The following is a 20,043-nucleotide window of genomic DNA, read 5'->3' as shown; positions in this document are numbered from 1 at the left end:
ACGTGACACAGCTCGACGAGATCAAGATCGGTGGCCTCGGCGCGAGCCGCAAGCGGGTCGAGGACGACCGGTTCATCCGCGGCCGCGGCAACTACACCGACGACATCACGCTGCCCGGCATGCTGCACATGGAGATCCTGCGCAGCCCCGTGGCGCACGCGCGGATCAAGTCGATCGACACCAGCAAGGCCTGGGAGATCCCGGGCGTGCGGCTGGTGCTGACCGGGGAGATGGCCGCGCAGCGCAACCTCGCGTGGATGCCGACGCTGTCCTACGACACGCAGGCGGTGCTCGCCACCGACAAGGTCCGCTTCCAGGGCCAGGAGGTCGCGTGCGTCGTGGCCGACGACCCGTACATCGCCAAGGACGGCTGCGAGGCCATCGTGGTGGAGTACGAGCCGCTGCCGGCGATCGTCAACCCGGTGCAGGCGCTCGCCGCGGACGCGCCGCTGATCCGCGACGACAAGGAGGGGCAGACCGACAACGTCGTCTACCAGTGGGAGGTCGGCGACAAGGAGGGCACGGACCGCGCGTTCGCCGAGGCCGACGTGGTGTCCCGGCTCAAGCTCCACTACCCGCGCTCGCACCCGTCGCCGATCGAGTGCTGCGGCTCCATCGCCAACTTCGACCCGGCGACGCAGAAGCTCACCGTCTACATGACGACCCAGGCGCCGCACATCATCCGCGCCGCGGTGGCGCTGGTGGCCGAACTGCCCGAGCACATGATCCGGATCATCTCGCCGGACATCGGCGGCGGGTTCGGCAACAAGGTGCCGATCTACCCCGGGTACGTCTGCTCGATCCTGTGCTCGATCCTGCTGGGCAAGCCGGTCAAGTGGATCGAGGACAAGTCCGGCAACCTCATCTCCACCGGGTTCGCCCGGGACATGTACTTCGACGGCGAGCTGGCGCTGCGCAGCGACGGCAAGATCCTGGCCGCCCGGTTCCACGCGGACACCGACCAGGGCGCGTTCTTCTCCGACGCGCAGCCGAGCAAGTTCAAGATCGGCCTCGTGCACTCCGCGTTCGCCTGCTACGACATCCCGGTCGGGCACATCACCGCGCGCGGCGCGTACACGAACAAGGCGCCCGGCGGGGTCGCCTACCGGTGCTCGTTCCGGGTCACCGAGGCGATGTTCTTCCAGGAGCGCATGATGGCCGCCGCGGCCGTCGACCTCGGCCTGGACCCCGCCGAGTTCCGCCGCAGGAACCTGGTGCGCGACGACCAGTTCCCCTACCGCACGCCTTTCGGCTTCCTCACCGACTCCGGGCAGTACCTCAAGTGCCTGGACATCGGGCTGGACGCGATCGGGTACCAGGACTTCCTGCGGGACAAGGAGGAGGCGGCCAAGCGCGGGCGCCGGCTGGGCATCGGGATTTCGACGATGACCGAGCCGCTGGGCGCGGGCAACAGCCGGGAGTACGACATCCTCGGCATCAAGATGTTCGACTCGGCCGAGCTGCGGGTGCACCCGACCGGCAAGGCGATCCTGCGCACCGGCGCGAAGACCCAGGGCCAGGGCCACGAGACGACGTGGGCCCAGATCGTCAGCCACGAGCTGGGCATCCCGGCGGCGGACGTGCTCGTCGAGGAGGGCGACACGGACACCGCGCCGTTCGGCATGGGCACCTACGCGTCCCGGTCCACCCCGGTGGCCGGTGCCGCGGTGGCCATGGTGTCCCGCAAGATCCGGGCCAAGGCACGGAAGCTCGCCGCGCACCTGCTGGAGGTGTCCGAAGAGGACGTCGAGTGGGAGCTGGGCCGGTTCTACGTGCGCAGCGCACCCAACCGCGGCGTCACGATCCAGGAGTGCGCGATGGCCGCGTACGGCAACATGCCCGACGGCATGGAGCCGGGCCTGGAGAACAACGCCTACTACGACCCGCCGAACCTCACCTGGCCGTTCGCCTGCTACATCGCGACGGTGGAGGTGGACCCGGAGACGGGCGTGTGGGACGTGCTGCGGATGGTCGCGGTGGACGACTGCGGCGTGCGGATCAACCCCATGATCGTCGAAGGGCAGATCATGGGCGGGCTCACCGAGGCGTACGCGATGTCCAACATGCAGTTCATGACGTTCGACGCCGAGGGCAACTGCGTCGGCTCGAACTACATGGACTACCTGCTGCCGACCGCCTGGGAGACACCGGGTTTCGAGCTGCACGAGGTCGTCACGCCGTGCCCGCACCACCCGATCGGCGCCAAGGGCGTCGGCGAGTGCGCCGCGGTCGGCGGGCCGGCGGCGTTCGTCAACGCGGTCCTGGACGCCTTGTCCGACACCGGCGTGCGCAACATCGACATGCCGGTGCTGCCGGACCGGGTGTGGGAGGCCATCAACACGGGCGCGGACGTGTCGGGCGCACCACCCGTGCGGACGGAGTGACGTGAGCGAGAGCGCCGGAGCGAGTTGCGGAGGAGCGAAGCGAACGATGGGCACAGCATGATTATCAACAGTGACTTCGAGGTGCGGGCGCCGGTGGACCAGGTCTGGCGCTACCTGCTCGACGTGCCGCGCATGGCGCCGAACCTGCCCGGCACCGAGCTCACCGAGGTGATCGACGAGGACAACTACAAGGGCCGGGTCACGATCAAGATGGGCCCGGTGTCCATGCGCTTCGCCGGCGACGTGGAGATCGTCGAGCGGGACGAGGCCAACCACCGGGCCGTGATCAACGCGGCCGGCGCGGACGAGCGCGGCCGGGGCCAGGCGTCGATGGTGCTCACCGCGACCCTGGTCCGCATTGGCAGCGGGACCAGGGTGACGGTTGCCCAGGACCTGCAGATCTCCGGCGCGGCCGCGCAGTACGGCCGCGGCATGATCGGCGACGTCACCAACGTCCTGGTGCAGCAGTTCTCCACGAACGCGGCCGAGGACATCCCCCGGTGGGCGCGCGGCGAGGAACGCCAGGCCGGCGCGGCGAAGTCGGCGAGCGCGTTCTCGATCGGGCTCACGGCGGCGATGACCGCGCTGAAGCGGGTGTTCTGGCGGTTCTTCGGATCCAACGCGCGGCGCCGGGCCGCGATGACCGGGAGGTGAGCTGACATGGCACTGTGGTGGATCGGCGCGCTGGTCCTGCTGCTCGTGGTGCTGCCCGTGGTGATCGTGCTGCTCAACCGGATCCTCGCCGCGGTCGAGCGGATCCGGGACGCGGCCGACGACATCCTCACCGACGGGGTCGCGCTCAACGACGGGCTCGAGCCGGTGCCGGGACTGCTGGCCACGACCGACGAGACGATCAAGGAAGTCCAGGTCGGCGCGGTCCGCTACGCCGGCAGCGTGCAGAAACTCTTGGAGGGGTAATGCCTGCCGTCGCTTGGCTGACGCTGGTGGCCGCCACGCTGATCATCGCGCTGACGGCGGTCGCCCTGCTCCGCGTGATCGTCCACTTGAAACACGTGACCGGCACGCTCGACACGCTCATCGGCGGCGTCGAGTCGATCGCCGATCGCACCAGCACCGTGCCGGCGCGGCTCATCTCGGTGAACGCGACGCTGAAGCCGGTGCGTGACTGGACCGAGACGGTCTGAGGGAGGTCCTTGCCATGCCCCTTGCCCAAAACGCAGACCTCACCGGCTGGAACGTCGGCCTGATCATCGGAATCGTCGTGGTGGTCGCCGTGGTGGCGCTGGTGACCCCGATCATCGTGCTCGCGTACCGGATCGGGAAGCAGGCGCCGCTGGTCGACGCGGCGCTGCGGCGGGCGGAGACCAACACCGCGCCACTCGCCGCGCTGACCACCACGATCGACCACGCGGAGACCATCGTCGCCGGGCTCGAGCGCGGCCGGCACAGGTTGGGAGGCTGACATGGTTCTGGCGTTGGCGGACAACGAGGTCACGTACTGGACGGTGGTGCTGGTCCTCGGCCTGGTGGTGATCGTGGCGGTGGTCGCGCTGCTGAGCCTGCTGGTGTACTACGTGAAGCTGATCGACAAGCGGGTGGCCGCGGTGCGCGACACGCTCGAGGCGGTCACCGGCAACACCCAGCACGCGGCGCTGATCCCGCGCACGGCCGACGGGGTGGACGCGGTGCTCGCCGAAGGGTTGCAGCACCACCTGTTCCTGGGCCGGGCCGCGCTGGCCACCGCCCCCTCCACGTCCTCCGGGGAGCCCTCATGAGTACGACGACGCTGGTGGTTCTGACGGTCGTGGAGATCGTGGTGCTGATCGCCGGGCTCGCGTTCTTCCTGTTCTGGATCGGCTCGCTGCTGACCCGGATCGCGACGAACCTGGAGAAGTGCGGCGAGCACGTGCAGACGGTGAACCGGCATGCCGGCGACATCGTGCCCGGCGTGGAGCACATCAACCGGACGGGCAAGGTGGTGGCCAGCGCGCTGCCGCTGCTGTACGGGTTCGCCGAGCGGATCGTGTCGAACGTGACGCCGGCCGCGCCGGCCGCGGCCCGGGTGGCCCGGCCGTCGTCCGGCACCCGCCGGTCCCGGCTGCACGAGACGGTCGGCTTCAAGTCCGGATGATCCGGCTGGGTTCCCTTGCGGGGTACCTGTTCGAGGGTCCGCGGCTGCTCGGCGGGTGGACGCCGCCGAGCAGCGCCGCGGTCTACGTGGTGCTGTACCGGCCGTCGCCCGCGGAGAAGCCGGACCGCTACGCCGTGACGTTCGTCGGCCACAGCGACGACCTGTCCACCGAGCGATTCCCGTTCCACCACCCGCGCGCGGCCTGCTGGGTGAAGCGCGCGGGCTCGAAGTGGAAGGTCCACATCGCGACGTTCGAGGTCCCCGGCGGCACGCGGGCCCACCGCGAGCAGATAACCCAGGAGCTGATCGCGATCTACAAGCCGGGCTGCAACACCCAGCAGTACGACAAGTCCTGGCGCGACCACTGGATCGGCGAGTACGACACCCGCACCACGAAGCCCCTCACGACCCCGAAGGACCCGGCCTAGCTAGTGTCCCGCGCCGGAAATCCGGCAGGTATCTCGGCGGCCCAGCTTCCTGCTGGCGGCGTTGCCGATCCGGCCGAGTACGGTCCAGTACGAGGCCGAATCGGCGCCTTGCCAGCAGAAACCTGGATCCACCGATATACGCGCCGCATTTCCGGCGCGGGACACTAGACCCCGTCCTCGTCCTCGTCCTCGCTCGTGGCCTCCACCCGCACGACCGGCCACTCCGGGAGCTGCGCCGTCCGCGCCGCCGCCACGAAGTCGGCCCGTGCCTTCGCCACGGCCTCGTCCCGGGACGACGCCACGACCACCAGCTGCGCGCCGTACCGCGGGGTCCCGATGCCCGTCGCGATGCCGCCGCTGGCCGCTACGGCGTCCGCCAGGGACAGGATCTCGTCGTGGGTCAGGACTCGGTCGCCCTCGGCCTCCATGCCTACGCTCCAGCGGGTCATCGGCAACACCTCTCAGGACAGGGTCGGCAACAACGCGGCGAACTCCTCCAGGCTCGCCAGGTCGTGCCCGGACAGCAGCTCGTCGATGTAGGGCTCGGCCACCATCATCCCGACCGACGGCCCGGCCTGCCCGCGGTGCGGGTTCAGCCAGACGATCGTGTGGCACAGCCGGGACAGCCGGGCGAGGGAGTTGGCCAGCAGGTCGGGGTCTCCGCGGTCGAGGCCGTCCGAGCAGATCACCACGATCCCGCCCCGGCACACGCCGCGGCGGGCCCAGCCGCGGACGAACGTGTCCAGCGACGCGCCGATCCGCGTCCCACCGTCCCAGTCCACGACGAGGGACGCGGCCTGGCGCAGCGCCTCGTCCGGGGACCGCGAGCGCAGCGGGCGGGTGATGCAGGTCAGCCGCGTGCCGAAGCAGAACACCTCGACCCGCCGCGCGGCCCGGCGTGCCGTGTGCGCGAACTGCAGCAGCGCGCGCGAGTAGTCCGCCATCGACCCCGACACGTCCAGGATCAGGATCAGCGGCCGGGGCCGGCGCCTGCGCTCCCGCCAGTACAGCGACACCAGCTCGCCGTGCGTGCGCAGCGACCGGCGCACGGTCCGCCGCAGGTCCGGGGTGCGCCCGGACGACGCGGCGCGGGTCCGGCGGGTGCGCCGGCGCGGCGGGGTGAGCCGCAGCCGCGCCATGATCCGGCGCAGCAGGGCCAGCTCCTCGTCGGTGCAGCCGGCGAACGACCGGTGCCGCATGACGTCCACTGTGGACGCCATGAGCCCCAGCCGCTCCTGCGACGTCTCCTCGCTGCCCGGCTCCGTGGCCGGCACGACGAACGCCGACTCCGCCACCGCGCCCGCCGGCGTCGCCTTCAGGGCCACCAGGTCCGAGGCGGGGGCGGCCGCGCCGAGGAAGAACTGCCGGAACACCTCGTCGTAGACCGGGAGGTCGTCGCGCCGGCGCACGAGCGTCGCCCGGCCGGCCCAGTACAGGTCCACGAGGTCGGTGGGGTCGAGCGTGGCCAGCGAGCCGCTGAACGTCAGCACGTCGCCGGTCCCCACCGCGAGCCCCGAGGTCCGCAGCGCCCGCCCGAAGTCCACGAGCAGGCGGACGAAGTCAGGCATCGGGCACGATCTCGCTCAGCGACTCCCGCACGAGCGCGAGGTCGTCCCGCTCCTTGACCACCGCCCCCAGCGTGTCCTCGGCCACGGCCGGCGAGAGCGTGGTCTCGCCCAGGAAGTCCAGCGTCCGCGCCCAGTCGATGGTCTCCGCCACCCCCGGCGGCTTGGCGAGATCCAGCTCGCGCAGCCGGGTGACCGCGGCGACCACCTTGCGGGCCAGCGTCTCCGACACCGACGGCTCGCGCAGCAGCACGATCTCCACCTCGCGCTCGGGCGGCGGGTAGTCGATCCAGTGGTACATGCACCGCCGCTTCAGCGCGTCGTGCAGCTCGCGGGTCCGGTTCGACGTGAGGATCACCAGCGGCGGCGACGGGGACACGACCGTGCCGATCTCCGGGATGCTGATCTGGAAGTCCGACAGCACCTCCAGCAGGAACGCCTCGAACTCGTCGTCGGCCCGGTCGACCTCGTCGATGAGCAGCACGCACCGCTCACCCGCGCGCACCGCGGACAGCAGCGGCCGCTCCAGCAGGAACTCCGGCCCGAACAGCTCCGAGACGTCGGCGGCGCCTGGTTCCGACAGCGCGCGGATGTGCAGCAGCTGCCGCGCGTAGTCCCACTCGTAGAGCGCCTGGCTGGTGTCGATCCCCTCGTAGCACTGCAGGCGGATCAGGTCCCGGCCGAGCACGGCGGCGAGCACCTTGGCGATCTCGGTCTTGCCGACGCCGACCTCGCCCTCCAGCAGCAGCGGCCGACGCAGCGACAGCGCCACGTACACGGCCGTCGCGAGCCCGCGGTCGGCCAGGTACGAGCCGCGGCGCAGCGTCTCGGCCAGCTCGGCGACGGACCCGACCGAGGGCGGCGTCACGAGCGGCGCGGGTCGTCCGAGAGCAGGTCACGCACGCTCTGCCCGTCCGGCCGCAGCTTGCCCTCGCGCTCCAGCTTGGTCCGCCAGGCCGACCGCAGGTCGTCGTCCACCGGCTCGGCGTCCCCGCCGAACCCGATGTGCTTCATGGCCTTGCAGGCCTTGCCGTGCCCGATCGTGGCGTCGAGGTCGGCGGCGGACTGCTCGTGCGCATGCCAGATGTCCTGCAGAACCGACAGAGCCTCATCGCTCATCCGTATCACCTCACCCGCCAGCCTACGCGGACCGTGACCAGGGGGAACCTCTCCGTTAAGCGATCGCTTAAACCCGGGCGTCGGAACCGGGTCCGGAACCGGTTTCGAAAGTTGTCGCCCCAACTCTTGTCGACTTGGTCTAGACCATGGCATCCTTTGTTGCTAGGGACAACAAAACTACTCGTCGGTGGAGACAATGATGTCCGCACGCCCCTGCTCACGACGATTCAGATTCACCGCCATCCTGGCGGCGGTTGCCTCAGCACTGCTCGGCACCACGGCGGTGCTGGGCGCCCCGGCCGTCGGCGAACCCAGCGCGGCGGCGGCCCCCGACGTGGGGATCGCCGCCACGACGTTCGCCGACGAGTTCAACGCACCCGCCGGCACCCCGGTCGACGGCTCCAAGTGGAACATGGAGACCGGCGACAACGTCAACAACCACGAACGGCAGTACTACACCAACAGCACCAGCAACGCCGTGCACGACGGCCAGGGCAACCTGGTGATCACCGCGCGGCGCGACAACCCCGGCAACTACAACTGCTGGTACGGCCGCTGCGAGTACACCTCGGCCCGGCTCAACACCTCCGGCAAGTTCACCCAGACCTACGGCCACTTCGAGACCCGCCTCAAGATGTCCCGAGGGCAGGGCATGTGGCCCGCGTTCTGGATGCTCGGCACCGGCGGCGGCTGGCCGGACGCCGGCGAGATCGACATCATGGAGAACGTCGGCTTCGAGCCGTCCACGGTGCACGGAACGATCCACGGCCCCGGCTACTCCGGTGCCGGCGGGATCGGCGGCGGCTACGGGATCAGCGGCGCGTTCGCGGACGCGTTCCACGTGTTCGCCGTCGACTGGGCACCCAACACGATCACCTGGTCGGTCGACGGCAACAGGTACCTCACGCTGACGCCGTCGAACCTCAACGGCAGCCGGTGGGTGTTCGACCACCCGTTCTTCGTCATCCTCAACCTTGCCGTGGGCGGCTACTGGCCAGGCGATCCCAACGCCAGCACGCCGTTCCCGAACACGCTGACCATCGACTACGTCCGCGTCACCAACGACGGCGGCACGCCGCCCAGCGGTGGCCGGATCACCGGCATCGGCGGCAAGTGCGTCGACGTCGCGGGCGCCAGCAACGCCAACGGCACCGCGGTGCAGCTCTACGACTGCAACGCCACCGCGGCCCAGCAGTGGGCGGTCAACGCCGACGGCTCGATCCGCGCGCTCGGCAAGTGCCTCGACGTCACCTCGGCGTCCACGGCTGACGGCGCCAAGATCCAGCTGTGGGACTGCAACGGCACCGGCGCCCAACGCTGGACGGTGACCGGGGCAAGAGACATCGTCAACGTCGCCGCGAACAAGTGCCTCGACGCCACGGGCAACAGCTCGGCCAACGGCACCCGGCTGCAGATCTGGACCTGCAGCGGCGCGGCCAACCAGAAGTGGACAGTGGGCTGAGCCCACTCCCCTGAACACGGTGTCGCCTCCGAAACGGGGGCGGCACCGCACCACTCTCCCCTCGAACAACCCTGCATTCGTTGAGGAGCAACCCGATGCCTGTTTCGGCGCGCCCACGCACAATCCGACGAACCTCCCTCCTGCTCGGCACGGCCCTGCTGACCGCGGCGGCGCTGGCCGTCCCCGCGGTCCCGGCGCTGGCCGCCGGCGAGCAGGTCAACATCTGGCTGACGACCACGAACGACGCCGGCGGCCGGAACGTCACCCGGGGGCTGCAGCAGCAGACCCCGGTCAACTTCACGCCGGGCACCGGTACCGGCCAGGTCACCATCACCGTCGACGAGAACACCCAGTACCAGCCGTTCGAGGGCGCGGGCGCGTCCTTCACGGACTCCGCGGCCTGGCTGCTGAACTCCAGCAACATCGTCCCCGCCGCCACGCGCGAGGACACGATGCGCAAGCTCTTCGACCCGAACAGCGGGATCGGCCTGAGCTTCCTCCGCAACCCGATGGGCGGCTCGGACCTCGCCCGGTTCAGCTACTCCTACGACGACATGCCGGCCGGGCAGAACGACCCGAACCTCACCCGGTTCTCCATCGCGCACGACCTGGCCGACGTCGTCCCGCTGACCAAGCAGGCCCTGCAGCTCAACCCGGCGATCAAGGTGATGGCCACGCCGTGGTCCCCGCCGCCGTGGATGAAGGACAACGACGACTACAAGCTCGGCTGGGTGGAGTCGCAGTTCTACCCCGCGCTGGCCCAGTATTTCGTCAAGTACGTCCAGGCCTATGCGGCGCAAGGGATCCCGATCAGCTTCGTCTCGGTGAACAACGAGCCGACCTGCTGCGCGAGCTACCCGTCGGCGATGTGGAACGGCTCGGGCCTGCAGTTCTTCACCAAGACCAACCTGCTGCCCGCGCTGCAGGGCGCCGGACTGTCCACAAAGGTCCTCGCGCTGGACTGGAACTGGGACCAGTACGCCTCCTTCGCCGCGCCGACGGTGGACGACGCGGCGATCCGCAACCACCCGAACTTCGGTGGCATCGCGTGGCACGGCTACGGCGGCCCCGTCTCGCAGCAGACCACGCTGCAGAACCAGTACCCCGGCATCCCGCAGTACGACACGGAGATGTCCGGCGGCACCTGGGTCGGCAACCAGCAGTCCGACGACATGAACAACATCATCAACTACACCCGCAACTGGGGCCGCACGGTCACCAAGTGGAGCCTGGCGGTCGACCAGAACCACAACCCGCACAACGGCGGCTGCGACGTCTGCACCGGGCTGGTGACCGTCCACAACGGAGACGGCCGGCACGGCCAGGTCGACCTCACCGTCGAGTACTACACGCTGGGCCACCTGACCAAGTTCGTGAAGCCGGGCGCACGCCGCATCGCGTCCGACGACAACGGCTCGGTGAAGAACGTCGCGTGGCGCAACCCCGACGGCTCCAAGGCGCTCATCGCCTACAACACCACGGGATCGACCCAGAGCGTGCGGGTCAACTGGGGCAACCAGTCGTTCACCTACAACCTGCCGGCGCAGACCTCGGCGACGTTCACCTGGAGCGGCACCCAGGGCAGCGGGCCGGGTGCCGGCAGGACCGGGCCGATCACGGGCCTCGCCGGCAAGTGCGCCGACGTCGCGGGCGCCAGCAGCGCCAACGGCACGGCCGTGCAGCTCTACACGTGCAACGGCTCCGCCGCGCAGCAGTGGACGGTCGGCGCCGACGGCACGATCCGCTCGCTCGGCAAGTGCCTCGACGTCACGTCCGGGTCGACCGCGGACGGCGCGAAGGTCCAGCTCTACGACTGCAACGGATCCGGCGCGCAGAGCTGGACGGTCACCGCCTCGCGGGACATCACCAACGTCGCGGCGAACAAGTGCCTCGACGTCACCGGCAACAGCTCGGCCGACGGCACCCGGCTGCAGATCTGGACCTGCACCGGTGCCGCCAACCAGAAGTGGACCGCCCCCGCGGCGTGAAGGGACATCCGATGAGGAAGAGACTCGCCGGCCTGCTGGCCGGCACGCTGTTCGCCATGACCCTCACGGCGGTCGTGGCGACCCCCGACGCCGTGGCGGCGACCGGGCAGATCACCGGGCTCGCCGGCAAGTGCGTCGACGTCGCCGCCGCGAGCAGCGCCAACGGCACGGCCGTGCAGCTCTACTCGTGCAACGGGTCCGGCGCCCAGCAGTGGTCGGCGAACGCCGACGGCACGATCCGCGCGCTCGGCAAGTGCCTGGACGTCACCTCGGCGTCCACCGCGGACGGCGCCAAGATCCAGCTGTGGGACTGCAACGGGACCGGCGCGCAGAACTGGCGGATCACCGCGGCCGGCGACATCGTGAACGTGGCGGCGAACAAGTGCCTCGACGTCACCGGCAACAGCTCGGCCGACGGCACCCGGCTGCAGATCTGGACGTGCACGGGTGCCGCGAACCAGAAGTGGACCGCGCCCGCGGTCGGCGGCGGCGACCCGCCACCCGGCCCCGGCGTGATGGCCGTGGCGCCGTACCTCTACAACGGGTGGGGCAGCCCGCCCAACCCGGTGACCGTGATGCAGCAGACCGGTGTCAAGTGGTTCACGCTCGCGTTCGTGCTGAGCAACGGGTACTGCAACCCGATGTGGGACGGCCAGCGGGCGCTCACCGGTGGCGTCGACCAGAACACGATCAACTCGGTGCGCGGCGCGGGCGGCAACATCATCCCGTCGTTCGGCGGCTGGAGCGGCAACAAGCTCGAGGAGTCGTGCGGCAGCGCGGGTGAGCTCGCGAACGCCTACCAGCGGGTGATCAGCGCGTACGGGCTGGCCGCGATCGACATCGACATCGAGGCGTCGGCGTACAACAGCCCGACCGTGCAGCAGCGCACGATCGACGCGCTGAAGACGGTCAAGGCCAACAACGCCGGCCTCAAGGTGTACGTCACGATCGGCACCGGGCAGAACGGACCGGACGCGGGGATGATCAACCGGGCGGCGGCCTCCGGGCTCACCGTCGACTCGTGGACGATCATGCCGTTCAACTTCGGCGGCAACGGCCAGGACATGGGCGCGCTGTCGACCAGGGCGGCCGAGGGCCTGAAGAACACCGTCCGCAACGCCTACGGCTACACCGACGACCAGGCCTACCGGCGCAGCGGCATCTCGTCGATGAACGGCAACACCGACGTCGGCGAGGTCGTGAACCAGAACCACTTCCGGACGATGCTGGCCTACGCGCAGCAGCATCACCTGGCGCGGCTGACGTTCTGGTCGCTCAACCGGGACCGGCCGTGCACCGGCGGTCCCGCGGACAGCTGCAGCGGCATCAGCCAGTCGAACTGGGAGTTCACCCGGATCTTCGCCGCCTATACCGGCTGAGTGATCCGGTTGCGGAGGGCGGCCCCCGGGGAGTCTGGACCCCGGCGGCCGCCCTCACCCATTACGTTGTCCCCCATGACCGTGATGCCCGAGACCCAGGCGCCGTGGCCGGCGCGCGACGCGCTGCGGATCACCGGGGTGCGCGCGATAGTGACCGCCCCCGAGGGCATCCCACTGGTGGTGGTCCGCGTCGACACCTCCGACGACGGGCTCTACGGGCTCGGCTGCGCCACGTTCACCCAGCGGTTCCACGCCGTCGTCGCCGCGGTGGCGTCCCATGTGGCGCCGCTGCTGGTCGGCCGGCATCCGGCCGACATCGAGGACATCAACCGGCTGGTACACCTGTCCTCGTACTGGCGCAACGGCCCGGTGCTGAACAACGCGCTGTCCGGAGTGGACCAGGCGCTGTGGGACATCGCCGGCAAGCGGGCCGGGATGCCGGTGTACGAGCTGCTGGGCGGCCGGGTGCGGGCGGCGGCGGACACGTACCTGCACGCCGAGGGGGAGTCCATTGAGGACACCCTGGAGCACGCGGCGTCGATCGTCGCCGAGGGGTACCGGCACGTGCGGCTGCAGACCGGCGGGCCGGGGCTCGGCACCTACGGCGCGCCGGGGACGCCGGGCGGCTACCCGCGGGCCCCGTACCCGGACGGCTGGGACGTGAACCGCTACCTGGCGGTGACGCCGGCGTTGTTCGAGCAGGCCCGCGCGGTCCTCGGCGACGGCGTCGAGCTGCTGCACGACGTCCACTCCCGGCTGACCCCGAAGCAGGCCGTCGTGCTGGCCCGGTCGCTGGAGCCGTACCGGCTGTTCTTCCTGGAGGACCCGGTGGCGCCGGAGCACTACGACCGGCTGCCGTCGGTCACGGCCGCGTCCCCGGTCCCGATCGCGGTGGGCGAGCAGCTCTCGTCCCTCACCGACGCGGCCCGCATGGTGTCCACGGGGGCGGTCGACCTGCTGCGCGTCCACGTGTCGACGGTCGGCGGGCTGTCCGCGTGCCGCAAGCTGGTGGCGCTGTGCGAGCTCACCGGGGTGCGCACCGCCTGGCACGGCCCGGGGGACGTGTCGCCGGTCGGTGTGGCGGCGAACATCGCCCTGGACGTGACCACGTCGGCGTTCGGCATCCAGGAGGGCCACGCCTACAACGAGGCGACGCTGGAGGTGTTCCCCGGCACCCCGGTCGCGCGGGAGGGCTACCTGTACCCGTCCCCCCAGCCGGGCTGGGGCGTGGACCTGGACGAGGGCGAGGCGGCGAAGTATCCCCCGGTCACCGGCCTGCACGAACGCTGGGCCGCGACGGTCCGCCGCCCGGACGGCGGCCTAGAGTCACCCTGACAGCGAACGGCGACTGGTCTGGGGGCCGGCGTGAGTACCGAAGCGGATACCGGGCAGGACGGCCTGCGGTTCTACCTGCTCGGCCCCCTCGAGGTGCGCGCCGGCGGCCGCCCGGTGCCGCTCGGCTCGTCGGGCATGCGCGGCGTGCTCGCGCTGCTGCTCCTCGAACCCAACCGGACCGTGCCGCTCGACCGGATCATCGACGTCCTCTGGGCGCACGAACCGCCGGCCACCGCGCGGAGGGTCGTGCACGGCTACGTCTCCCGCCTCCGCCGGCGCCTCGGCGAGGTCGACGACTCCGGGAACGTGCGGATCGAGACGGTGCCCCCGGGTTACCGGCTGACCCTCGACGAGTCCCTGATCGACGTCACGATCGTGCGCAACCTGCTCGCAGAGGCGACGGTCCTGCCCGCGAGTCAGCGCCCGTCCCGACTCCGCGCCGCACTGGACGTGTGGCGTGGGCGAGAGTTCGCCGACCTCGGCGGCGGGTTCCTCGCGCCTCAGCTGTCCGAGCTGCGGCTCGCCGTCCTGGAGGCGTGGTTCGACACGGAGCTCGAGCACGGCCGGCACGACGAGATCATCGGCGAGCTGGCCCGGCTGGTCGACGAGTACCCGCTGCGCGAGCGGCTCGTCGCGCAGCTCGTGCTCGCGCGGTACCGGTCCGGCCAGGAGTCCGCCGCGCTCGCCACCTACCAGCGGTTCGCCCAGCACCTGGCCGACGACCTGGGGATCGAGCCCGGGCCGGGATTGCTCGAGCTGTACCAGCGCATACTGCGCGCCGACCCGACGCTGTGGGCGGCGGAGCACCCGACGTTTCCGGTCTCCATCTACCTGTCGGACGAGGCGGGCCACGAGCAGGTGGAGGCCGCCGTCGTCGGTGTCCTCGAGGTGGCCGGGGCACCGGTGGTCCAGCGGGACGACGCGATCATCGGCTCGTGGTTCCGGCGTCTGCGGGCCGATCCCGGCGTGCGCGAGCTGGGTGCCATGGCGGCACACGCCGCCGACGCGCGCCTGGTTCTCGCGCAGGACGCGCAGATCACGGCGACCATGCTGCAGCATCTCGGCCCCCTCATCACCTCGCTGCAGAAGACGAAGGAGGCGGTCGTCAGGCTCGGCGCCGTCCTCGTCGTGAAGCTCGACGACCAGCTCGTCGTGCACCAGCTCACCGCGCGGCAGCAGCTGCGGCTCGACCACCAGCCGCACCTCGCCCTGTCGCCGCGGGACATTCTCGCGGTGCTGGAGATCGGGACCGGCGGCACGGCGCCGTGATCAGAAGTGCACGCCGCCCTGGATGTCGCGGGCCTGGACCACCTTGCCGGTGACGGTGCCGGTGATCGTGTTGGTGACCGCGCCGTCCTCGGCCGGCACCTCGCCAGGAGCGGGAGCGGCGGCGGCCGGGTCGCCCGAGTGCGGCGGCAGGTCCGGCGGGGACCCCACCGGGGGCGCGACGTGGCCTGGCCTGCGGTGGATCACCCGCAGCAGGTCCTCCGCGCCCTCGGTGGTGTAGGACGTCACCTCGTAGCGGCTGGCCGTGTTGGGCTGCAGGAACAGCGGGATCTCGTCGGCCCCGTGGCCCGGCAGCAGCACCGGCAGCACCTTGGGGAGCCAGCCCGGCCGGTCGCCGTAGACCAGGTCACGCAGTACGGCGGCCTCGGACTGGACCCCGCGGTGCTCGTCGGCCGGCGCGCTGCCGTCGCCCGTTCGCCTGTAGTTCGGCGACGCCACGACCAGGACGTAGTCGGCCGCGGTGAGCTCGCGGATCGCCCAGGCGTACCAGTCGTGCCGGTCGTGGGCCGACCACAGGTCGAGGACCGCGTGCACCCCCTGACCGCGCAGGAACGTGGCGAACGCCAGCACGTCGCCCTGGTGCCGCTGGGACTCGTGGGCGTACGACACGAACACCTTGGGCGTCAGCACGCCACCCAGAATACGCCGGCGAAGGTCAGCTTTGTGGCTGCCCGATGTTGACCATCCAGGGGATCCCGAACTGGTCTACGCACAGGCCGAACTCGTCGCCCCACACCTGCTTTTCGAGCGGGACCGAAATTGCGCCACCCTCGCTGAGCTTGTCCCAGTAGTCGTGCAGTTCCGGACCGTCGTCGCCGCTGAGGCTGATCGAGATGTTGTCGCCCGGGTTGTGAGCCACGCCGGGCGGGGTGTCGGACGCCATGAGCGTGAAGCCGTTGGGGGCCTCCAAACTGGCGTGCATGATCTTGTCGGCCTCCGGGGTGTCCGCGGCACCCAGCTGGCCGAAGGTGTTCAACGTCAGATTGCCGCCGAATACCCGCGCGTAGAATTCCATCGCCTGCCGCGCATTTCCGGCAAAGCTGAGGTACGGGTTGAGTCGAGACGCCATCACATACTCCCTTGCACGAAGGACAGCATCCTTGCACGACGACGCGGCGCCGACAACGCGAGTTACGGAGTCACCGGCTCCAGCAACAGGACGAAACTCGTCTCCCGGAGGAACAGCTCGTACTCGGGCAACGTGCCCGGCCCGCACGACGCGGTGCCGATGCCGTGCTGTCCGATGTCGACGGTCAGCTCCACGGTGCCGCCCGGCACCAGCGCGTTGCGGTGCGTGGCCGCGGCCAGCGCGGCGTCGGTCCAGCGGCGGGCCGTCAGGCCGAACGTCGGCGTGCCCGTGATCCGCAGCCCGCGCCCGGCCGCGTCGGCGAGCGTCGCCCACCGGACGTCGGCGCGGCGGCCGTTCTCCTGCGGCCGGAGGTAGGGCGTCTGCAGCTCGTCGACCGTCGCGTGGAAGGTGTCCAGCCGGGCCGCGATGCCGGTGTCCGGATAGGACTCCCCGGGGCCGCGGCCGCGCCAGCGTACGTGGTCGAGCGTGCCGGGCAGCGACATCGCCAGCGCCAGCTTCGCGATCGGCTCGGGCCACTCGCCCTCCGGCGCCACGTGCACGGCCAGCGCCACGCCCGCACCCAGCGGCGTCCACCGGTACTCGACCCGCACGCCCCGGTCGGTCCCGGCCGGCGCCACCCTCGTGCGGACCGTGATCCCGTCGCCGACGTCGACCTCGTCCACCCGGTGGGTCAGCCGGTGCAGGCCCATCGCGTGCCAGGTGTCGTGCAACCGCGCGCCGCGGTCGTTGTCCGTCGGCGCGCGCCACAACGACAGCCGCGGCGTGGTCACCGGCACGCCGGCGAACTCCACGAGCCGGCCGGTCCGGTCGAACGACGCCGGCCCCAGGGCGAGCCCGCCGTCGATCCGTTGTGGACGGACGGCGGTGGCGGGCGGGCGCGGGCCGGGTGCCTCGGCGACGCGGTGCTGGGCCCAGGCGACCTCGTGCCCGGCCTCCGCCCACGGCTGGTCGGCCGCGAGCACGGCCCGCACGGTCAGCCAGGTCTCGCCGTCCACCGGCACGTCCGGCAGCGGCACGGTCCCGCCGTCGGCGGGTACGTCCAGGAGCCCGGCGCCACCCGACGACGCGGTCCACCCGAACCGGAGCCCGGACAGGTCGCCGCGCAACGGCTCGATGGTCACGGTGTCCGCGCCGTCCGCGCCGTCGTCGCCGTCGTCGCCGAAGGAGAACCGCACCGGCTCGTAGGCCTTCTTCAGGTCCAGCAGCCCCGGCGACGGCGTGCGGTCCGGGAACACCACGCCGTCGATCACGAAGTTGCCGTCGTGCACCGGCTCGCCGTAGTCGCCGCCGTAGGCGTACTCGAGGTCTGGGTGCCGCAGCCCGTGGTCGATCCACTCCCATACGAACCCGCCGGCACAGCGCGGGTAGGCGTCGAACAACGCGACGTACTCCGCGAGCCCGCCCGGCCCGTTGCCCATCGCGTGCGCGTACTCGCACTGCACGAACGGCATCGCGCGCCGCCGCGCGTCCTGCTCGGGGTCGGCCAGCGGCTCCTCGGCCCGCTCCCCGATGGCCCTGGTCTCCTCGTGCGAGGCGTACATCCGGCTGTAGATGTCCACATAGGCACAGTCGAAGTCGCCCTCGTAGTGGATCGGCCGGGACGGGTCCCGCTGCCGGGTCCACTCGGCCATCGCGGCCAGGTTCGCGCCGGTGTGGCTCTCGTTGCCCAGCGACCACAGGACGATGCTCGGGTGGTTCTTGTCCCGCTCCACCGTCCGCCGCATCCGGTCCAGATAGGACTCACGCCACGCGGGGACGTCGGACGGGTTGTCGCGCCAGCCGGCGAAGAAGAACCCGTGGGTCTCCAGGTCGCACTCGTCGACCACCCACAGCCCGTACTCGTCGCACAGGTCGAGGAACGCCGGGTGTGGCGGGTAGTGGCTGGTGCGCACCGCGTTGACGTTGTGCTGCTTCATCAGCACCACGTCGGCACGCATCGTCTCGTACGGCACCGCGCGGCCGAAGTCCGGATGGAACTCGTGCCGGTTGACCCCGCGCAGCGCGACCGGCGCGCCGTTCACCAGCAGCACACCGTCCACTATGGACACCGTGCGGAACCCGGCGCGCAGCCGCACGGTCTCCCCGGCCGTCGCGACGGTGACGTCGTAGAGCCGCGGCGACTCGGCCGACCACGGCCGCACCGCGACGGTCACCGCGGAACCCGCCGGCACGTCGACGAGGTCCAGCTCGGGCACCGACACGAGCGCCGGCGCGGAGGTGTCCACCCGCAGCGTGCCCAGGCCGGTCGTGTGGTCGTAGTCGGCGTGCACGAACACGTCGTCGAGCCGCTCGGCGGGCCGGCGCCGCAGCGTCACGCCGCGGAAGATCCCCGGCAGCCACCACATGTCCTGGTCCTCGAGGTAGCTCGCCGCCGACCACTGGTGCACCCGCACCGCCAGCACGTTGTGCCCCGGCCGCAGCAGCGGGCCGACGTCGAACTCGGTGGGCAGCCGGCTGCCGGTGAAGAAGCCCAGCTCGGTGCCGTTGAGCCACACCCGCGCGCACGACTCGACGCCGTCGAACCGCAGCACCACCTCCGCCCCGGCCCAGTCCGCCGGCAGGTCGAACGCGCGCCGGTGGTCACCGGTCGGGTTCTCCTCCGGCGGGTGCGGCGGGTCGACGGGGAACGGGTAGACCACGTTCGTGTACGCGGGCGCGCCGTACCCGTAGAGCGGCCAGTGCGACGGCACCGGCAGCACGGCCCACTCGGAGTCGTCGAAGTCCGGTTGGGCGAAGTCGTCCGGTTTGTCCGCGGTGGCCGACAGGTGGAAGCGCCAGGTGCCGGCGAGGTCGATGCACGCGGCGTCGGAGTCCAGCGCGGCCCGCGGCTCGAGGCGCCCCGACCCAGGCGAGTAGTCGGCGTAGTAGGTCATGTGTCCCTCTGCGGAAACAGGCGTTCGGCGGTGAAGCCCAGCAGCGTGCGCGCGGCGGTCAGGTCGACCGGCACCGTCCGGCCCGGCAGCGGCGCGCGGCGCGGCACACCGGGCATGCAGCGGTCGAGCAGCTCCTCGGTCGGGTACGGCGCGAGCGTGTCCGGCGCGGTGACGAAGATCGGGTGGAAGCCCGACAGCGGCACGGTGGCCGCGAGCCAGCAGGCACGCGCCGCGTCCCGGCTGTCCAGGTAGGTCCACAGGTGCGAGACGCCGGCCGCCGGGTTCTGGCGGTAGAACTCGGCCTGCTCGGCGAGCTGCCCGTCGTCGGGCCAGCCGAGCAGCGGGAACCGCAGCGCGCTGATGGTCATGCCGTCGCGCCGGGCCACCATCGCCGCGGTGGCCTCATCGGCCTGTTTGGACAGTGCGTACGGGTCGGCGACCAGCAGCGGCGACGCCTCGTCGATCGGCACGTGGGCCGGGCGCAGCTCCGGCGGGCCGAACGGGAGACCGGTGATCGAGAAGCTGCTGGCGATCACCGCCCGGTCGATCCCGGCGCGGGCCGCCCCGTCCAGCACGACGAACGTGGCGGCCGCGTTGCCGACGAACACCTCGTCGCCCGGCAGGAACTCCGGGGTGGGCGTCGCGGCCAGGTGGATCACCGTGTCCACGCCGGCGAGCGCGGCCTTGACCAGGCCCGGGTCGGCGGCGTTGCCGGTGAAGAACTGCTCGGTCTCGGTGTCGCCCGGATCCTGACGGTCGAGGCCGACGGCGGTCGCACCGCGCGCGACCAGCTCGCGCAGCACGATCCGGCCGAGCCGGCCCGCCGCCCCGGTGACCAGGACACGGCTCGGTAAGTGGCTCATCGGGGGCAAGCATAGTTCGAGGAGTGTGAAACGGTGTTGCATGTCATCCAACGGACGAAACAAGTTGGGCCAACGCTGGGGAGTGGTTCACCGGGTGACCAGGCCGGCGCCGTCTCCCACGTCGGCACGTCGTCGGAGAGTGGCCGGTAGACCACGGTGTGCTCATGGGTGGCCGGCG

The 20,043-nt window shown here is 71.1% G+C and carries 20 protein-coding genes and 2 pseudogenes; 14 read left to right on the top strand and 8 right to left on the bottom strand.

Annotation, left to right across the window (positions count from 1 at the left end):
* The first annotated feature begins 2 nt into the window (after positions 1-2).
* From VGD70_RS04470 to VGD70_RS04435, 8 genes are read left to right on the top strand one after another with little or no spacing between them, the layout of a single operon-like run.
* Positions 3-2,384: an aerobic carbon-monoxide dehydrogenase large subunit gene (locus VGD70_RS04470; protein WP_331078378.1), complete on the top strand. Its 2,382-nt coding sequence runs from the start codon at positions 3-5 to the stop codon at positions 2,382-2,384.
* Between the two features lie 57 nt (positions 2,385-2,441).
* A complete protein-coding gene (locus tag VGD70_RS04465) occupies positions 2,442-3,038 on the top strand; it encodes an SRPBCC family protein (RefSeq protein ID WP_331078376.1) in 597 nt (198 codons plus the stop codon).
* Positions 3,039-3,044: 6 nt separating this feature from the next.
* Positions 3,045-3,302 (top strand): hypothetical protein, encoded by a 258-nt coding sequence (locus tag VGD70_RS04460; RefSeq protein ID WP_331078374.1) that lies wholly within the window; start codon positions 3,045-3,047, stop codon positions 3,300-3,302.
* On the top strand, positions 3,302-3,529 hold the full coding sequence (locus VGD70_RS04455; protein ID WP_331078372.1) for a hypothetical protein: 228 nt from the start codon (positions 3,302-3,304) through the stop codon (positions 3,527-3,529). The genes VGD70_RS04460 and VGD70_RS04455 overlap by 1 nt, the downstream gene beginning before the upstream one ends.
* 14 nt (positions 3,530-3,543) lie before the next feature.
* Entirely contained in the window at positions 3,544-3,807 is a 264-nt protein-coding gene (locus VGD70_RS04450) for a hypothetical protein (protein WP_331078370.1), read from the top strand.
* A gap of 1 nt (position 3,808) precedes the next feature.
* On the top strand, positions 3,809-4,120 hold the full coding sequence (locus tag VGD70_RS04445) for a hypothetical protein (RefSeq protein WP_331078368.1): 312 nt from the start codon (positions 3,809-3,811) through the stop codon (positions 4,118-4,120).
* Complete coding sequence (locus tag VGD70_RS04440; RefSeq protein WP_331078367.1) at positions 4,117-4,476, top strand: hypothetical protein; 360 nt, start codon at positions 4,117-4,119, stop codon at positions 4,474-4,476. The genes VGD70_RS04445 and VGD70_RS04440 overlap by 4 nt, the downstream gene beginning before the upstream one ends.
* Positions 4,473-4,904, top strand: coding sequence for a hypothetical protein (locus tag VGD70_RS04435; protein WP_331078365.1), 432 nt, complete (start codon positions 4,473-4,475; stop codon positions 4,902-4,904). The genes VGD70_RS04440 and VGD70_RS04435 overlap by 4 nt, the downstream gene beginning before the upstream one ends.
* Before the next feature lie 164 nt (positions 4,905-5,068).
* Here the strand turns inward: VGD70_RS04435 and VGD70_RS04430 are convergent, their stop codons facing one another.
* The 4 genes from VGD70_RS04430 to VGD70_RS04415 are packed head-to-tail and all read right to left on the bottom strand — an operon-like array spanning position 5,069 to position 7,588.
* Positions 5,069-5,353 (bottom strand): hypothetical protein, encoded by a 285-nt coding sequence (locus tag VGD70_RS04430; RefSeq protein ID WP_331078363.1) that lies wholly within the window; start codon positions 5,351-5,353, stop codon positions 5,069-5,071.
* A 12-nt stretch (positions 5,354-5,365) separates the two neighbouring features.
* Positions 5,366-6,472, bottom strand: a complete 1,107-nt coding sequence (locus tag VGD70_RS04425) for a vWA domain-containing protein (RefSeq protein WP_331078362.1) — start codon at positions 6,470-6,472, stop codon at positions 5,366-5,368.
* Positions 6,465-7,337 carry a MoxR family ATPase gene (locus tag VGD70_RS04420; RefSeq protein WP_331078361.1) on the bottom strand — a complete coding sequence of 291 codons (873 nt, stop codon included), beginning with the start codon at positions 7,335-7,337 and terminating at the stop codon, positions 6,465-6,467. The genes VGD70_RS04425 and VGD70_RS04420 overlap by 8 nt, the downstream gene beginning before the upstream one ends.
* Positions 7,334-7,588, bottom strand: a complete 255-nt coding sequence (locus VGD70_RS04415) for a hypothetical protein (RefSeq protein WP_331078359.1) — start codon at positions 7,586-7,588, stop codon at positions 7,334-7,336. The genes VGD70_RS04420 and VGD70_RS04415 overlap by 4 nt, the downstream gene beginning before the upstream one ends.
* Before the next feature lie 199 nt (positions 7,589-7,787).
* Here VGD70_RS04415 and VGD70_RS04410 point away from each other — a divergent pair, with 199 nt between their 5' ends.
* The 6 genes and pseudogenes from VGD70_RS04410 (at position 7,788) to VGD70_RS04385 (ending at position 15,021) form a co-directional block, all read left to right on the top strand.
* Positions 7,788-9,050, top strand: a complete 1,263-nt coding sequence (locus VGD70_RS04410) for an RICIN domain-containing protein (RefSeq protein ID WP_414637891.1) — start codon at positions 7,788-7,790, stop codon at positions 9,048-9,050.
* A 95-nt stretch (positions 9,051-9,145) separates the two neighbouring features.
* Positions 9,146-10,600 (top strand): annotated as a pseudogene (locus VGD70_RS04405) (glycoside hydrolase family 30 protein); the annotation flags it as partial.
* A 30-nt stretch (positions 10,601-10,630) separates the two neighbouring features.
* Positions 10,631-11,038 (top strand): annotated as a pseudogene (locus tag VGD70_RS04400) (ricin-type beta-trefoil lectin domain protein); the annotation flags it as partial.
* Between the two features lie 11 nt (positions 11,039-11,049).
* Positions 11,050-12,417, top strand: a complete 1,368-nt coding sequence (locus VGD70_RS04395; RefSeq protein ID WP_331078355.1) for a ricin-type beta-trefoil lectin domain protein — start codon at positions 11,050-11,052, stop codon at positions 12,415-12,417.
* A 75-nt stretch (positions 12,418-12,492) separates the two neighbouring features.
* A complete protein-coding gene (locus VGD70_RS04390; protein WP_331078353.1) occupies positions 12,493-13,752 on the top strand; it encodes an enolase C-terminal domain-like protein in 1,260 nt (419 codons plus the stop codon).
* A 30-nt stretch (positions 13,753-13,782) separates the two neighbouring features.
* Complete coding sequence (locus VGD70_RS04385; protein ID WP_331078351.1) at positions 13,783-15,021, top strand: AfsR/SARP family transcriptional regulator; 1,239 nt, start codon at positions 13,783-13,785, stop codon at positions 15,019-15,021.
* Here VGD70_RS04385 and VGD70_RS04380 read toward each other — a convergent pair whose 3' ends face one another.
* The 4 genes from VGD70_RS04380 to VGD70_RS04365 all read right to left on the bottom strand — a co-directional run bounded on the left by VGD70_RS04380 (position 15,022) and on the right by VGD70_RS04365 (position 19,865).
* Positions 15,022-15,669, bottom strand: a complete 648-nt coding sequence (locus VGD70_RS04380) for an SEFIR domain-containing protein (protein ID WP_331078349.1) — start codon at positions 15,667-15,669, stop codon at positions 15,022-15,024.
* 25 nt (positions 15,670-15,694) lie between these two features.
* Positions 15,695-16,108: a VOC family protein gene (locus tag VGD70_RS04375; RefSeq protein ID WP_331078347.1), complete on the bottom strand. Its 414-nt coding sequence runs from the start codon at positions 16,106-16,108 to the stop codon at positions 15,695-15,697.
* A gap of 62 nt (positions 16,109-16,170) precedes the next feature.
* Positions 16,171-19,002 carry a glycoside hydrolase family 2 TIM barrel-domain containing protein gene (locus VGD70_RS04370; protein WP_331078345.1) on the bottom strand — a complete coding sequence of 944 codons (2,832 nt, stop codon included), beginning with the start codon at positions 19,000-19,002 and terminating at the stop codon, positions 16,171-16,173.
* Positions 18,999-19,865 carry an NAD(P)-dependent oxidoreductase gene (locus tag VGD70_RS04365; protein ID WP_331078343.1) on the bottom strand — a complete coding sequence of 289 codons (867 nt, stop codon included), beginning with the start codon at positions 19,863-19,865 and terminating at the stop codon, positions 18,999-19,001. The genes VGD70_RS04370 and VGD70_RS04365 overlap by 4 nt, the downstream gene beginning before the upstream one ends.
* Positions 19,866-20,043 lie beyond the last annotated feature (178 nt).

Source organism: Actinophytocola sp., assembly GCF_036402745.1.
GTDB lineage: Bacteria > Actinomycetota > Actinomycetes > Mycobacteriales > Pseudonocardiaceae > Actinophytocola.
Note: the sequence above shows the minus strand (reverse complement) of the source record. Positions and strands in the feature narration are given on the sequence as shown.

Coding starts and splice junctions, on each gene's coding strand:
- VGD70_RS04410 (WP_414637891.1), top strand. CDS start 7,788: ATGTCCGCACGCCCCTGCTCACGACGATTCAGATTCACCGCCATCCTG.
- VGD70_RS04450 (WP_331078370.1), top strand. CDS start 3,544: ATGCCCCTTGCCCAAAACGCAGACCTCACCGGCTGGAACGTCGGCCTG.
- VGD70_RS04415 (WP_331078359.1), bottom strand. CDS start 7,588: ATGAGCGATGAGGCTCTGTCGGTTCTGCAGGACATCTGGCATGCGCAC.
- VGD70_RS04390 (WP_331078353.1), top strand. CDS start 12,493: ATGACCGTGATGCCCGAGACCCAGGCGCCGTGGCCGGCGCGCGACGCG.
- VGD70_RS04460 (WP_331078374.1), top strand. CDS start 3,045: ATGGCACTGTGGTGGATCGGCGCGCTGGTCCTGCTGCTCGTGGTGCTG.
- VGD70_RS04455 (WP_331078372.1), top strand. CDS start 3,302: ATGCCTGCCGTCGCTTGGCTGACGCTGGTGGCCGCCACGCTGATCATC.
- VGD70_RS04465 (WP_331078376.1), top strand. CDS start 2,442: ATGATTATCAACAGTGACTTCGAGGTGCGGGCGCCGGTGGACCAGGTC.
- VGD70_RS04395 (WP_331078355.1), top strand. CDS start 11,050: ATGAGGAAGAGACTCGCCGGCCTGCTGGCCGGCACGCTGTTCGCCATG.
- VGD70_RS04365 (WP_331078343.1), bottom strand. CDS start 19,865: ATGAGCCACTTACCGAGCCGTGTCCTGGTCACCGGGGCGGCGGGCCGG.
- VGD70_RS04375 (WP_331078347.1), bottom strand. CDS start 16,108: ATGGCGTCTCGACTCAACCCGTACCTCAGCTTTGCCGGAAATGCGCGG.
- VGD70_RS04430 (WP_331078363.1), bottom strand. CDS start 5,353: ATGACCCGCTGGAGCGTAGGCATGGAGGCCGAGGGCGACCGAGTCCTG.
- VGD70_RS04440 (WP_331078367.1), top strand. CDS start 4,117: ATGAGTACGACGACGCTGGTGGTTCTGACGGTCGTGGAGATCGTGGTG.
- VGD70_RS04435 (WP_331078365.1), top strand. CDS start 4,473: ATGATCCGGCTGGGTTCCCTTGCGGGGTACCTGTTCGAGGGTCCGCGG.
- VGD70_RS04445 (WP_331078368.1), top strand. CDS start 3,809: ATGGTTCTGGCGTTGGCGGACAACGAGGTCACGTACTGGACGGTGGTG.
- VGD70_RS04425 (WP_331078362.1), bottom strand. CDS start 6,472: ATGCCTGACTTCGTCCGCCTGCTCGTGGACTTCGGGCGGGCGCTGCGG.
- VGD70_RS04370 (WP_331078345.1), bottom strand. CDS start 19,002: ATGACCTACTACGCCGACTACTCGCCTGGGTCGGGGCGCCTCGAGCCG.